This is a genomic window from Ancylobacter mangrovi (assembly GCF_024752355.1).
Taxonomy (GTDB): domain Bacteria; phylum Pseudomonadota; class Alphaproteobacteria; order Rhizobiales; family Xanthobacteraceae; genus Ancylobacter; species Ancylobacter mangrovi.
In genome coordinates this window covers 174,824-188,915 of the sequence record NZ_JANTHZ010000002.1, presented here as the reverse complement: position 1 = coordinate 188,915, position 14,092 = coordinate 174,824, and the positions used below count along the sequence as shown (strand labels likewise).

11 protein-coding genes are annotated in these 14,092 nt (G+C 70.3%); 6 read left to right on the top strand and 5 right to left on the bottom strand.

Annotation, left to right across the window (positions count from 1 at the left end; genetic code table 11):
• The first annotated feature begins 68 nt into the window (after positions 1-68).
• On the top strand, positions 69-938 hold the full coding sequence (nth, locus tag NVS89_RS06210) for an endonuclease III (protein WP_374114531.1): 870 nt from the start codon (positions 69-71) through the stop codon (positions 936-938).
• Here the strand turns inward: nth and NVS89_RS06205 are convergent.
• The 4 genes from NVS89_RS06205 to NVS89_RS06190 all read right to left on the bottom strand — a co-directional run bounded on the left by NVS89_RS06205 (position 895) and on the right by NVS89_RS06190 (position 6,299).
• Complete coding sequence (locus NVS89_RS06205) at positions 895-1,611, bottom strand: sulfate transporter family protein (protein WP_258731716.1); 717 nt, start codon at positions 1,609-1,611, stop codon at positions 895-897. The genes nth and NVS89_RS06205 overlap by 44 nt on opposite strands.
• Before the next feature lie 239 nt (positions 1,612-1,850).
• On the bottom strand, positions 1,851-2,570 hold the full coding sequence (locus NVS89_RS06200; protein WP_258731715.1) for a hypothetical protein: 720 nt from the start codon (positions 2,568-2,570) through the stop codon (positions 1,851-1,853).
• Positions 2,571-2,855: 285 nt separating this feature from the next.
• Positions 2,856-5,240, bottom strand: a complete 2,385-nt coding sequence (locus NVS89_RS06195; protein WP_258731714.1) for a cytochrome c3 family protein — start codon at positions 5,238-5,240, stop codon at positions 2,856-2,858.
• A gap of 132 nt (positions 5,241-5,372) precedes the next feature.
• Entirely contained in the window at positions 5,373-6,299 is a 927-nt protein-coding gene (locus NVS89_RS06190) for an NAD(P)-dependent oxidoreductase (RefSeq protein WP_258731713.1), read from the bottom strand.
• A gap of 213 nt (positions 6,300-6,512) precedes the next feature.
• On the opposite strand from NVS89_RS06190, the gene hutC reads away from it, so the two are divergent.
• Positions 6,513-7,262, top strand: a complete 750-nt coding sequence (hutC, locus tag NVS89_RS06185) for a histidine utilization transcriptional repressor HutC (protein WP_258731712.1) — start codon at positions 6,513-6,515, stop codon at positions 7,260-7,262.
• Between the two features lie 106 nt (positions 7,263-7,368).
• Positions 7,369-8,559 (top strand): CaiB/BaiF CoA transferase family protein, encoded by a 1,191-nt coding sequence (locus NVS89_RS06180; RefSeq protein ID WP_258731711.1) that lies wholly within the window; start codon positions 7,369-7,371, stop codon positions 8,557-8,559.
• Between the two features lie 15 nt (positions 8,560-8,574).
• Here the strand turns inward: NVS89_RS06180 and NVS89_RS06175 are convergent, their stop codons facing one another.
• On the bottom strand, positions 8,575-9,363 hold the full coding sequence (locus tag NVS89_RS06175; RefSeq protein ID WP_258731710.1) for an enoyl-CoA hydratase/isomerase family protein: 789 nt from the start codon (positions 9,361-9,363) through the stop codon (positions 8,575-8,577).
• A 201-nt stretch (positions 9,364-9,564) separates the two neighbouring features.
• On the opposite strand from NVS89_RS06175, the gene NVS89_RS06170 reads away from it, so the two are divergent.
• The 3 genes from NVS89_RS06170 to NVS89_RS06160 are packed head-to-tail and all read left to right on the top strand — an operon-like array spanning position 9,565 to position 14,085.
• Positions 9,565-11,565: a hydantoinase/oxoprolinase family protein gene (locus NVS89_RS06170; protein WP_258731709.1), complete on the top strand. Its 2,001-nt coding sequence runs from the start codon at positions 9,565-9,567 to the stop codon at positions 11,563-11,565.
• Positions 11,562-11,894 carry an acetone carboxylase subunit gamma gene (locus NVS89_RS06165; RefSeq protein WP_258731708.1) on the top strand — a complete coding sequence of 111 codons (333 nt, stop codon included), beginning with the start codon at positions 11,562-11,564 and terminating at the stop codon, positions 11,892-11,894. The genes NVS89_RS06170 and NVS89_RS06165 overlap by 4 nt, the downstream gene beginning before the upstream one ends.
• 31 nt (positions 11,895-11,925) lie before the next feature.
• The gene (locus NVS89_RS06160) at positions 11,926-14,085 is read left to right on the top strand and encodes a hydantoinase/oxoprolinase family protein (protein ID WP_258731707.1); all 2,160 of its coding nucleotides are present in this window, start codon (positions 11,926-11,928) and stop codon (positions 14,083-14,085) included.
• Positions 14,086-14,092: the final 7 nt, after the last annotated feature.

Genomic DNA, 14,092 nt, shown 5'->3' with positions numbered 1-14,092 from the left:
GGGATTCGGCGCCGCGCCGCCCGCGCGCCGGCATGGCGGCAAAGGCCGCGCCGGCCGGCAGGAGCCGCGTGGGCAAGGGTGGTGCGATCGAGGGGCGCGACGCGAAGAGTGCTGGCGCCAAGTCGTCAGCCGTCAAGCCTTCAGCGGCGGGAAAGGGCGGCACGGCCAAGAACACCGGCAAGGCCGGCCGCGCGTCGGCTTCCGCCAAGGCGGCGTTGGAGCAGCAGGCCACGGCCCGCCCGGCCCGGAAGCGTGCCGTCGCCAATGCCGCGGCGGCGGCGCTCGGCGGCGCCTTCCGCCCCTGGAGCGCGGCCGAGGTCGAGACCGCCTTCTCCCGCTTCGAGGCCGCCGATCCCGAGCCGAAGGGCGAGCTCGACTATGTCGACCCCTTCACCCTGCTGGTCGCCGTGGTGCTCTCCGCGCAGGCGACCGACGCCGGCGTGAACAAGGCGACGCGCGGCCTGTTCAAGGCGGCGCCGACGCCCGAGGCCATGGTGGCGCTGGGCGAGGAAGGGGTGGCACAGCATATCCGCACCCTCGGTCTCTATCGCGGCAAGGCGAAGAACGTGGTCGAACTCTCGCGCCGCCTCATCGCCGAGCATGGCGGCACCGTGCCGGCCGACCGCGCGGAGCTGGAGAAGCTGCCCGGCGTCGGGCGCAAGACGGCGAATGTCGTGCTCAACATCGCCTTCCACCAGCCGACCATCGCGGTCGACACCCACCTGTTCCGGGTCGCCAACCGCACCGGCCTCGCGCCCGGCAAGACGCCGCTGGAGGTGGAGATGGGGCTCGAGCGAGCGATTCCGGCGCGGTTCATGCTCCACGCCCATCACTGGCTCATCCTGCACGGGCGCTATGTCTGCAAGGCGCTGAAGCCGGACTGCCCGCGCTGCCTCATTTCGGACCTGTGCCGTTGGCCGGAGAAGACCCCCGCCTAGCGGCGGCGTAGGAGCGTGAGCGCGTCAGCCGCTTGTGCAGCCGCACCATGAAGATGGTGGCGAAGATCGGCGTGATGAGGTTGAGGATCGGCACGGAGACCACCAGGGCGATGATCATGCCGGCGGCGAAGACCGCGAGCCCATGGTGGCGCCGCACCAGCGCCGCCTCGTCCTCGGTGCGGAAGCGCAGCGCCGCGAGCTGGAAATATTCACGCCCAAGCAGGTAGCCGTTGGCGACGTAGAACACGACGATGTTGACGCCGGGCACCAGCAGGAGCAGCAGCGCCACCAGGTTGACCGCGAGGGTGAGCCCGAAGAACCGCAGGCTGAGCACCAGCGCGCGGCCGGCGGGCAGCGCGCGGCCGACCTGTATGTCGTTGAACTCGTTGGCCTCGACCTGCTCGGCCACCTCGTCGACGAACAGGCCGGCGATCAGCGAGGTCACCGGCGGCACCAGGAACACCGCGCCGGCGAAGATCCCGACCGCCGCCAGTATGTCCAGCGTGACGTTCGCCCAGTCCCATTGCAGGGAGACGAAATAGGTCAGGGCGTAATAGCTGCCGATGCCCAGTGCCACGAGAAGTCCGACCGCGAGGATGATCGACCGCCAGAGAAAACGCCGGTACTCGCGCGAGAAGGTCTGGACGAAGGATCTTACGGCATCCTGGAGCATGGACGATTCACCTGTGATGTCCTCAGGTAAACCCTCGCCGCGCCGGTCTCAAGCCTCCTCGGGAGGCGGCCCGGACGGCGGGCGCGGTCCGCCCCGCCGCGGGCGAATTCGGATTCTCCGCTTGCATTGCGTGAATCGCCCAGGGAGTCCTGATTCGTTCCGGCGTGAACAAAGAGTGATTCCGATCAAGGACTTGGCCGGGGCCGGGGGGCGCGGGCTTGGGGGCTGTGGCGCCGGCCTCAGAAGTGATAGGCGGCACTGATGAACACGCCGTGCTGGGTCACGTCGTAGACGAAGCCGCCATCCTCGTAGTCGGTGTAGATCGCGCGATAGCCGATCGCGGTGGAGAGGGAGTCGGTCCACATATAGCCGAGCGAGGCGAAGCCCTGCGCGGTCAGCTTGGAGGAGACACCGAAGCCGCCGACGTCGCCGAGCGCGTTGAAGAACCACTTGTCGTTGATCTTGTACTGCAGGAACAGGCCGACGGTGGGGTCGATCCAGTCCTGTGTGCCGCTGCTCGAGATCGCGAGCGGCACATAGGCGTTGGTGAAATTGAAGTCGCTGTCGAGGTGCTGGTAGCGGAAGCCGACCGTGCCGCTCAGCGTGGCGCCCTCGGGCAGGCCGACCGGCAGGGCGTAGCCGGCGAGGCCCTGCACGATGACCTGGGTGAGGCCGAGCCGCGCCGTGCTGCCGCCGAGCGGGCCGAAGGTCGCCTGCGAGGTGACGTCGGTATAGATGAGGTCGAACAGAAGGGTCCATTTGTCGTTCTGGGCCAGGAACGAGCCCATGAGGGCACCGTCGAGGTCCTCCAGCGCGTCCTTCGCCGATATGTCGACATTGGCGGGCGGCAGGCCGCGCACGCCGACATGCCCGTTGAGCCCGGTCAGCCAGCCATAGAATGTGAGCTGGTAGCGCCAGTCGGAGGAGGGAATCTCGACCGGCCCCGTGGCCACGGGCACCGAGGGCCCGAGGTCCGCCGCTGCGGCCGTCCGCGCGCTCCAGACGAGCGCGCCGCATGTGAGGGCGCCGCTGAGGACGGTGCCGCAGAGAAGACCAGCAACGATGCCGACGATGCGCATGGAAGCCCCCGTATGGCGCGCGCCTTCCCGCGGGCGCACGCATGACGCGAAATGATGGCGCAGGATCGCGCGGCCTGCTTTGCATTTTGCGTCACGCCCTGTCGGTTTACGTAACGCCATGCAGGTTTACGTTACCCCATGGCGGTCGCGTCCTGCGCCGCGCCGCTAGCGCCCTTCGAGCTGGGCGGCGAGGCGGGCGATGTCGGCATTGTCGGGCTGCAGCGCAGCGAGGCGCCGGGCGAGGCCGCGTGCCCGCTCGATGTCGCGGGTGCGGAGCGCCCGCCCGAGCGCGAGGCTGATGAGGCCGGGATCGTTGGGATGGCGCGCCAGCGCCCCGGCCACCACGCGCTGCGCCTGCGCCTGCTCTCCGCGCGATTGCAACGCGACCGCGTAGACATAGGCATAGCGCGGCGCGTCGGGCGCCAGCGCGCTCGCGCGGGCGAGTTCGGCGAGCGCCTCGTCGTAGCGCTTCTGCCGCACCAGGGCGAGGCCCAGCGCATGGTGCAGATCGGCCTCCTCGTGCAGGGCGAGGCCCTCGCGCAGCACGCGTTCGGCTTCCTCTTCGCGGTGCTGGGCCCGGTACAGGTCGGAAAGGTTCAGCCGGAGCGTCGAGGCAAGCGGATGAAGCGCCAGCCCCTGCTGCAGCTCCTTCTCCGCACCCGCGAGATCGCCCCGGCGCGAGAGGAAGAGGCCGAGATTGCCATGGCCCTCCGGCCGGTCGGCAGCGAGTTGCTGGGCCTCGACATAGGCGCGGAAGGCGGCTTCCAGCCGCGCCCGGTCGGCGGGATCGAGCGTCGCGGGGGCCTGGTCGGCGAGCAGGCTGGCCGCCTCCAGCCGGACGAGGGGGGAGGGATCGTCGAGCAGCCGGCCGGCGCGGCGCCAGCGCTGGTCGAGAGGAAGCCCGGCCTGAGCGCGCAGCGCCGCAACCCGCACCATCGGGTCGGGATCGGACAGCGCGCGCCGCGCCGCCTCGTCGCTGGCGACGGAGGGGAAGCGCTCGAGTTCGCCGATCGCCGTTGCCCGCACGATGCCCGGCACGGACGGCGTGCCGGCAAGCGCGATCAGCTCCTCGCGCGCCTCGGGCGCTCCGGCGCGGGCGTCGTGGAAGGCCGGGCCCCAGCTCTGGAAGCCCTTGCGCTCGGGTCCGTGCCAGCGCTCGATCGCTGCCGCGGCCCAGCTCGGCGGCTTGTCGGTGTGGCAGGCATTGCACGTGTTCGGCGTGCCCAGCGTCATCGAAAGGTCCGGGCGCGGGATGCGGAAGGAATGATCGTGCCGGCGGTCGATCACCATGTAGGTGCGCGCGGGCATGTGGCAGGCGATGCAGTCCGGCGCGTTCGGGCCGGGCGCGTGGCCGGTATGGGCCTCGGTATCGAAGCGCTCGGGCATGTGGCACTGGCCGCAGACCTGCGCCCCGGGCGCGCGCAGCTGCGCCGTATGGGGATCGTGACAGTCGGTGCAGGTCACGCCCTTCGCATACATGCGGCTCTGCTTGAAGGCGTGGTCGTTGAACACCTCGTCGAGATTCTGGCCGTCGGCCTCGAACAGCCCCTCTCCCAGCAGCACCGGCACATGCGTGTCGGTCAGCGGCTGGCCGGGTTGCCAGTTCTCCGAGAAGACGCCGCGCCGGGCATGGCAGCGCGCGCAGGTCTCGACCACGTCGCCGGCAGGACGCGAGACGCCATGGGCAGGGCTCCCGGTCGCGGGGTCGATCGTCCAGTCGGCGGGTAGGCGCACCGCGGCAACGCTCGCGAAGCCCTTGTTCGGCGTCGTCGCGTCGCTTGTGCCCTTTTCCCGCGCCTGCCTGGCCCAGGCGATGTGGCCTTCCGCGGCGCCGTGGCAGCTCTCGCAGCCGACGCTGATTTCCGAAAACGTCGTGTGGAACGTGTCGGTGGCGGCGTCGTAATTCTTGCGCAGCGCCGTGGAGTGGCACTCCGCGCACATGAAGTTCCAGTTCTGCTGCGGCCCGGTCCAGTGCAGCGGGTCGCCGGGCGCCGGCGGATCGTCGGCATAGAGGTGGAACCAGCGCTGCCCGCCCTCCGATTTCGGGCGCGTGTCATAGGCGAAGGGCAGCGCCTGCAGCCGCCCGTCGGGCATGGTGACCAGATATTGCTGCAGCGGATAAAGGCCGAAGGTGTGGGTGACGGTGAAGCGGGACGGCGTACCGTCCTTGCCTTCGATCTCGACCTCATAGCGCCCCCCGTCGCGGAAGAAGCGCGCGCTCGCGCCTTCCTTGCCCGCCCGCGCATCGTCGAAATCGCCGCGCACGGTCTCTGCCGTGGCGAGGCTCATGGCCTCGGCATGCTGGGAGGAGAGCCAGGCCTTCACTTCCGGGGCGTGGCAACCGGCACAGGCCGCCGAGCCGGCAAAGCCAGCCGGCGCGCCGGGGGTGAGCGCACCGATGCCGCCCGCCGCCAGCTCGGCGGAATCGGCCGCCGCGGGGGTGACGATCCCCGGCTCGCGCGCGAGCGGAAGCAGCAGGAGGACAAGCGCCGTCAACGCGCCGACCAGTATGGCGGCGAGCGGTGCCTTCAGTTCGTCCCTCGGTATCATGCACTCACATTCGAAGCGCGGCGCTCCCGACACGCCGCAACGGCAGCAGCTTATCCGCTTCGCGGCGGATTGCGAGATGGCGGGAGGAATGGAGGTGTGGGGGTGAGGTATGGAGATGGAGGTTCAGCCACCTCAGCGCGACGTCTCCCCGGTCGCCGCCTCGCCAGCAGGGAGCGCGCCGATGCGCCGTCCCGCATTGCGCCGCTCGATCTCCAGCGCCATGGCGGCGATGTCGCATTCGCCGTGGCCGTCCCGCGACAGGGCGTCGAACATCGCCCGCGAGAGGGTGGCGACCGGCAGGTCGAGTTCGGCGCGCGCGGCGAGGTCGGCGGCGGCGTTGAGGTCCTTCAGGAAGGTGCGGACATGGCCGCCGGGCTCGAAATGGCGCCCGATCATCCGCTCGCCATGCAGGCGCAGCACCTTGCTGTCGGCATAGCCGCCGAACAGCGCCTCACGTGCGCGCTCCACCGCGACCCCGGTCTGCGAGAACAGCAGCAGCGCCTCGGCGACCGCCGCCAGCGCCGCGCCGGAGATGATCTGGCTGCCGAGCTTGGTGATCTGGCCCGAGCCGGAGGGCCCGACATGGATGGCACGGCCGAGCCGGCTCAGCACCGGCTGCGCGCGCTCGAACCCGCGAGGCTCTCCGCCCACCATGATCGCCAGCGTTCCCTCGACGGCGCCGGGAGGGCCGCCCGACACCGGCGCGTCGAGATAGACGACGCCGTGCCCGGCGAGGCGCCGGGCGTTCTCGCGCGCGGCGTCGGGATGCAGCGAGGTGAGATCGACCACCACCGTGCCGGGGGCCAGCGCCTCGATCAGCGCGGGCGCGAACAGCACCTCCTCGATCGACGCCGCATGTTCGAGGATGATGCAGACGATTCCCGCGCCCTCGACTGCCGCGGCCGGGGTGGGCGCGATCGTGGCGCCGAGGGCTTCGAGCGGGCGGGCCTTCTCCAGCGTCCGGTTCCAGGCGGCGAGCGGCAGGCCGGCGGCGAGCAGGCGCTCGGCCATCGGTCGCCCCATCAGCCCGGTGCCAAGGAACCCGATACGCTCAGCCACGGCCGTCTCCCCTGTCGCTCGCGAGGCATTCCATCTTAGGGTGCACCAAAGACATGTCTAGACAGGTTTGGAAAAACCCTCTGGAATCGGGCATCGGACCGTGCCATGGCTAGATTTGCCCATGGATCGTCGTGGCCGAATCCCCGGGAACGGAGCGATGCGTCGCATGGCCGGGCTGGACGAAGGGCGACCGGCGGGCGGCTGGAAGGCAGGATGGACGGCGCAGTGACCATTTCCCTCGACCAGTTCCCGCAGGATCCGGCGCCGCTCTACGAGCGGGTCGAACGCTTCATTCTCGGGAAGATCGAGTCGGGCGAGTGGGGCGCCAGCCACCGGCTGCCGAGCGAGCCGGAATTCTCGCGCCTGCTCGGCATCTCGCGCATGACCATCAACCGGGCGATGCGCGAGCTGGCGCGCCGCAACGTGATCGACCGCATTCCCGGAGTCGGCACCTTCGTCGCCAGCGCCAAGCCGGCCTCGGCGGTGGTGGAGATTCACAACATCGCCGACCACATCCGCTCGCGCGGCGAGGTGCATTCGAGCCGCGTGATCGAGCTGCGCGCCGTGGTGCCCCCACGCGAGGTCAGCCTCGGCATGGCGACGCCGGAGAAGGCGAAGCTCTACCGCGCCCTCATCGTCCATGCGGCGAACGAGGTGCCGGTGCAGCTCGAGGACCGCTATGTGCTGCCCGCCTTCGCCCCCGACTTTCTGAAGCAGAATTACGAGACCGGCAGCACCACCGCCTATCTGTTCTCGATCACCCCGCCCACCGAGGCCGACCACCTGATCGAGGCAGTGGCCGGGCGGGAGGAATGGTGCGGGCATCTCGATATCGTGCCGGGCGAGCCGTGCCTCGTGGTCAAGCGCCGCACCTGGGTCGGGCCGACCGTCACCAACTACATGACCTTCGTCCATCCCGGCTCGCGCTACAGCCTCTCCGGCCGCACGACGACGCGGGACTGAAGCGGAAGCGCCGGGCGCTGCGCCGCGCGATGATCTAGACTTGTATAGATAGGGTGGCGACGCTTAAGCTCGCTCGCCTCTCGACAGCCCGCCGCAGGAGATTTCAGTGGCCGGATCCAAGCCGCTCGCCGGCATTCGCGTGCTCGATTTTTCCCGCGTCCTCGCCGGCCCGTTCTGCACCGCGCTGCTGGCCGATGTCGGCGCCGAGGTGATCAAGGTCGAGCCGCCGCAGGGCGACGACTACCGCCATATCGGCCCGTTCGTCGGCGGGGAGGGCGGGCTGTTCCTGCTGATGAACCGCAACAAGCGCTCGATGGCGCTCGACCTCAAGCAGGAGGCGGCGCGCGAGCTCGCCCATGAGCTGATCGCGAAGAGCGACGTGATCGTGGAGAATTTCCGCCCCGGCGTCGCCGACCGGCTCGGCATCGGCTTCGAGCAGGCCAAGGCGATCAACCCCGGCATCGTCTATCTCTCCATTTCCGGCTTCGGCCAGGAGGGCCCGCTCGCCAAGCGTCCCTCCTACGACATCGTCGCCCAGGCCATGGCCGGCATGATGAGCATGACCGGCGACCCCGACGGCCCGCCGACCCGGGTGGGCGACGCGCTCGGCGACCTCTCCTCCGGCCTTTACGGCGCCTGGGCGGTGGCGGTGGCGCTGGTCGGGCGGCTGCGCAGCGGCGAGGGGCGGCGGATCGACGTCGCCATGTTCGATTCCATCTTCTCGCTCCTGCCCACGCCGATGAGCCTCATGCTCTTCGCCGGCGCCAGCCCCACGCGCACCGGCAACCACCATGCGATCTCGACGCCCTTCGGCAGCTTCGCCGCGCGCGACGGGCAGGTCATCATCGCGGTGGCGAACAATGCGCTGTTCGCGCGCCTCGCCGCCGCCATGGGCCAGCCAGAGCTTGCGGACGATCCCCGCTTCGCCACCGACAGCAGCCGCACCGAGCATGCCGAGGTGCTGCGGCCGGCGGTCGAGGCATGGACGCGCGCGCGTTCGGTCGAGGAGGTGGTCGCGATCCTCGACCGGGAAGGCATCCCGGTCTCGCCAATCTGGTCGGTGGAGCAGGCGGCGGCGAGCGCGCATGTCACCTTCCGCCGGCTTTTCGCCGAGGTCGACCATCCGGCCGCCGGCACGATGCGGGTGATGGAGCAGCCGGTGCAGTTCTACGACGTGCCGCGCGGCGAGGTGGCGCCGGCGCCGCTGCTCGGCGAGCATACCGACGCGATCCTCGAGGAGGTGCTCGGCGTGCCGGCGGAGCGGCGCGAGGAATTGCGCCGGGCCGGGATCATCTAGCGGCCACGTAGCCGGCTATGATTTCCGGCGCCGCGCCCGCGCCTCGAGGAAGTCGGCCATCGCCGTGCGCTGCCCCGGCGTGCCGTAGAGCGGGGCGCCGATGCGCCCCTCGCGCCGTGTCGCCTCGCCGACATCGAGGGCGGGGGAGAGGCGCAGAGCCGCCTTCATCGCCGCCAGCGCCGGGGCGCTGAAGCCCGCGAGCTCGCGGGCCAGCGCGTCGAGACGGGCCTCGAACGCCTCTTCCGAGCAGACCTCGCTCACCAGCCCGGCCGCGAGGGCGCGCTCGGCCAGGATGATCTCGCCGGTGAGGCACATATGCGCCGCGCCGGGCGCCAGACGCTTCAGCCGCGTGATGCCGCCACCGCCGGGCAAAATGCCGAGCTTGATCTCCGGCAGGCCGAAGCGCGCATTCTCGCTGGCGAGGCGGATATCGGCGGCGAGCGCCAGCTCCAGCCCGCCGCCGAGGCACCAGCCCCGGATTCCGGCGATTACCGGCACCGGCAGCGCCGCCAGCCGGTCGTGGAAGTCGGCGATGCGGTCGGACAGCGCGACCGAGCCCGCCTCGTCGAGATCGATCAGCTCCTCGATGTCGGCCCCGGCGACGAAGGCCCGCTCGCCGGCGCCGCGCAGCACGATCACCCGTGTCTCCGGCGCGGCGGCGGCGCACTCGACCGCACCGGCGAGCTCGGCGCGCAGCGCGTTGTTCAGTGCGTTGAGATGGGCCGGCCGGTCGATCGCGATGCGCGCGATGCCGTCCTCGATCTCGAGTGTGATGCGCCCGCGCGAATCCGCCGCTTCCGCCATCGTTCGTCCCCTCCGCACGCCCGGCACATCCTTGCGTGCCATTGCGGCAGCGTCATTGCAGCCGTGCCTAAACTTTGACCTCGGCGGCATCTTCCGCCCCGTCGTCATCTATGTTTACCTGTATATACAGATCGGGCGGAGACGGAAACGGCTCGTGGGCGATGTCCTCTCGGGCGGCTTCCGGAAGCGGCGGAGTCTCGGGTGTACACCATCGACATCGACACCGGCGGCACCTTCACCGACGGCTATGTGGCGGGTCCCGACCGCAAGGTCGGCGTCAAGGTCGACACCACGCCCCACGACCTCACCCTGTGCTTCTGGAACTGCATCGAGAGCGGGGCGAAGGCGATCGGCCTGCCGACCAGCGACCTTCTGGCGCAGACCCGCGTGGTGCGCTTCTCCTCAACCATCGCCACCAATGCGGCGGTTCAGCTTTCCGGCCCCAAGCTCGGCGTCATCGTGACGCGCGGCGCGGAGGAAGCGCTCTACGGCGCGGGCGGCGCCAACCCGCTCTTCGCCTTCCTGCCGGCGCGGCTCGTGGTCGGCCTCGACGAGGAGGTGGATGCCGGCGGCGCGGTGGTCCGCGAGCCCTCGACCGACGAGATCGAGGCCAAGGCGCGCGAGATCCTGGAGCAGGGCGCGCGCATGCTCGTCATCTGCCTCGCCAACGCCCATCTCAACCCGGCCAATGAGAAGAAGGTGCGCGCGGTGCTGGAGGCCTCGTACCCGCGCCATTATCTCGGCGCGGTGCCGATGCTGGCCTCGCACCAGATCTCAATGGTGCCGGACGACGCGCTGCGCGCCAACACCACGGTGATCAACGCCTATTTCCACCGTTCGCTGGCGCAGTCGCTCTACAAGGCCGAGGACCTCGTCCGCCGCAACCGCTACCGCCACCCGCTGATGATTGTGACGGCGGATTTCGGCTGCACCCGCGTCGCCAAGACGCGCGCCATCAATTCCTACCAGTCCGGTCCCGCCGCCTGCGTGCGTGGCGCCGGCGTCACCGCCGAGGCGCTCGGCCATGCGAAGGTGCTGGTGATCGATGTCGGCGGCACCACCTCGGACGTCGCCTATATCGAGAACGGCCGGCCGAACGGCGCCAGCCAGCGCCCGATCCGCGATGTCGACGTGCTCCAGCGCATCCCCGACATCATCTCCTACGGCGTCGGCGGCGGCTCGAAGATCCGCGCCGCGGACGGCACGCTGACGGTCGGACCGGACAGCCAGGGCGCGGTGCCCGGACCGGCCGGCTTCGGGCTCGGCGGCACCATGGCGACGCCCACCGACGTCTGGCTGGCGCTCGGCCTGATCGAGGCCGACGCCTATCTCGGCGGCCGCAAGAAGCTGAAGGGCGACCTCGCCCGCGCCGCGGTCGAGCGCGAGCTCGCCGGCCCGCTCGGCCTCGCGCCCGAGGCGGCGATGCTGGCCGCCAAGGAGGCGGTGGAGGCGCGGCTGGCCCGCTACATTTCCGACGGCGGCTTCGTGTCCGAAGGCGCCGGCTTCGGCGACGTCACGCTCTATGCGGTGGGCGGCGGCGGCGGGCTCCTCACCGTCGGCGTCGCCGAGAAGCTCGGCGCGGCGCGGGCCTATTTCCCGCTGACCGCGCCGGTGTTCTCCGCCTTCGGAGCCTCGACGCTCGACGTCACCCATCATTACGAGGCGATCCTGCCGGCGGGTGCGGGACCCGACGCCGTGGCCGGCAAGATCGCCGGCATGGAGGCGGAGGCGGCGCGCGACATGCGCGGCGAGGGCTTCCTGCCGGCCGAGGTCGACAGCACCCTCGAGGCGGCCGTGTTCGCCGGCCGCGCCAGCGCGGCGCGCATCGGCCCGTTGCCCGTGGGCGAGGAGGCGATGGCGGCGATCGGCGCGCTCGCCGCGCAGGCGGGCGATGCGAGCGGCGGCACGGGCGGCTATGTCGAGCTGCGCCTGACCGCCACCGGGCGCATTCCCCATCCGGTGCTGGCCGCGCTCGGCGAGCGGGCGGCGGAGGCGGACGCCGCGCTCGCCGGCACGCGGGCGATCGTCACCGCCGAAGGCCGGGTCACCGCGCCCGTCTACCGTTTCGACCGGCTGCCGATCGGCGCGCGCATCGCCGGCCCGGCCATCGCCGAGACCGAGCACACCTCGATCCTTGTGCCGGCGGGCCGCACGCTCGAGATCGATCCGCATGGCGGCGGCGTGGTGGAGATCACATCATGAGCGGCAAGGTTGAGATCACCGAATATCTCGCCATCGACCTCGCGCGCGAGCGCTGGCAGTGCCGGCGCTGCGACCACGACCTTGGGCCGGCGCGCGCCAACTACAAGGAAGGCTGCCTCGTCGCCGACCGCGACCCGCGCGAGGTGCACGAGCCGGTTGTGGAGGGCGAGTACACCTTCGCGCCCGACCCGGAATGGTGCCGGCTGGTCGAGTTCTACTGCCCGAACTGCGCCACGCTGATCGAGGTCGAGTACCTGCCGCCCGGCCATCCGATCACCCACGACATCGAACTCGACATCGACGCCCTCAAAGCCCGGCACGGGGCCTGACGCCCGGCTTCGCCTCCGCGGGGATGCACGCATGACCACCGCAATCGACATCGACATCGGCGGCACCTTCACCGACTGCTACATCGCTCGCGGCGAGGAAAGCGTGTGGTGCAAGGCGCGCACGACCGCCTACGACCTGTCGGTCTGCACGCTGCAGGCGATCGAGGAGGGGGCGGCAAAGCTCGACCTGTCGGTGGAGCAGCTGCTCGCCGAGACCGGCATCGTGCGCTACTCCTCGACCATCGCCATGAACAAGCTGATCCAGCGCAACGGCCCCAAGGTCGCGCTGATCACAACCCACGGCTTCGAGGACACGATCTTCATCGGCCGTTGCAGCCAGTGGGCCGACGGCCTGCCGTTCAAGACGACGCGCAACATCGCGCGCATGAAGCGCCCCGAGCCGCTGGTCGACCGGGTGATGGTGGTCGGCGTCGCCGAGCGCGTCGATTCCACTGGCGAGGTGATCTACCCGCTCGACGAGGCGCGCTTCCTCGAGCAGCTTCGCGGCCTGGTGGACCGCGGCGCGCGCAGCTTCGTGGTCTCGCTGCTGTGGTCGTTCATGAACCCGGTCCACGAGCAGCGCATCAAGGAGCTGATCCTCGAGGAATATGGCGACGCCTATCTCGGCTCGATGCCGGTGTTCCTCTCCAGCGAGGTGTCGCCGCGGATCTTCGAATATCCGCGCACCATGATGACGCTGCTGAACGGCTATCTGCACCAGGCGATGTATCACGAGCTGATGGGCATCGCCGAGGAGTTCCGCGAGCGCGCCTACCGCAAGCCGCTGATGATGGTGCACAACACCGGCGGCATGGCCTCCGTGCTGAAGACCTCGGCCGTGAACACCTTCAATGGCGGGCCGGTGGCGGGTGTGATGGGCAGCTATCACCTCGCCCCGCTCTACGGCTACAAGAACGTGATTTCCGCCGATATGGGCGGCACCAGCTTCGACATCGGCATGGTGGCGGAGGGCTCGACCCGCTTCTACCAGTTCCAGCCGGTGATCGACACCTGGACCGTCGATGCCACCATCCTCGATGTGCGCTCCATCGGCGCGGGCGGCGGCTCGATCATCCAGGTCAACCCGCTGCTCGGCAACCAGCTCACCGTCGGGCCGGAGAGCGCGGGCTCGAATCCCGGCCCCGCCTGCTACGACCAGGGCGGCGACCTGCCGACCGTGACCGACGCCGACCTCGTGCTGGGCTATCTCAACCCCAGCACCTTCCATGGCGGGCGGCTGACGCTCGACCGCGACCTCGCCCGCAAGGCGGTGGCCGAGAAGGTCGCGGGTCCGCTCGGCGTGCCGGTGGAGGAGGCGGCGCTGCTCGCCAAGCGCGTCATCGACGGCACGATGGGCGGGGAGATCTACAAGGAGACCGTGCTCAAGGGCTTCGACCCGCGCGACTTCATCCTGTTCGCGCTGGGCGGCGCCGGCCCGGTCCACGCGACCGGATTCGCCGAGGCGGCACAGCTCGAGACCGTGGTGGTGTTCCCCTATTCCTCGACCTTCTGCGCCTTCGGCTCCTCGACCATGGACATCGTCCATCTCTACGAGAAGTCGCTCCATCTCCACCTGATCGACCTGAACGGGCGCACCTTCGACGATTTCGCCACCTTCAACGCCGTGGTGGACGCGCTGATCGAGCGCGGCCGGCAGGACTTCCGTGGCGAGGGCGTCGATCCCGACAAGGCCGAATGGCAGCTCGAGCTCGACATGAAGTTCGGCGGCCAGCTCAACACCAGCCGCACCATCTCGCCGGTGCTGCATCTCGACGGGGAAGGCGACGTCGCCGCGCTCTACAAGGCGTTCGAGGCCGACTACGCCGCCGCCTACAGCGCCATGGGCCTCACCCCCGAGGCCGGGGTGGAGATCGAGAACTTCGTCATCCGCGCCACCGTGCGCATGCCCAAGCCCGCGGCGAGGACGCTGCCGCTCGGCGACGCCGACCCGTCCGCCGCCCGCACCGGCACCCGCCCGGCCTACTGGCGCGACATCGGCTGGCACGAGACCGACATCTACGACCGCGAGCGCCTCACGCCCGGCAACAGCTTCGAGGGCCCGGCGCTGATCGAGGCGTCGGACACCACCATCGTCGTCGAGCCGGGCTGGAGCTTCCTGCTCGACGAATACGGCAACGGGCTGATCCGCCGCATCGGCGCGGGCGGGCGTTCCCCCGCGCAGCAGGGCTGAAGGAGCG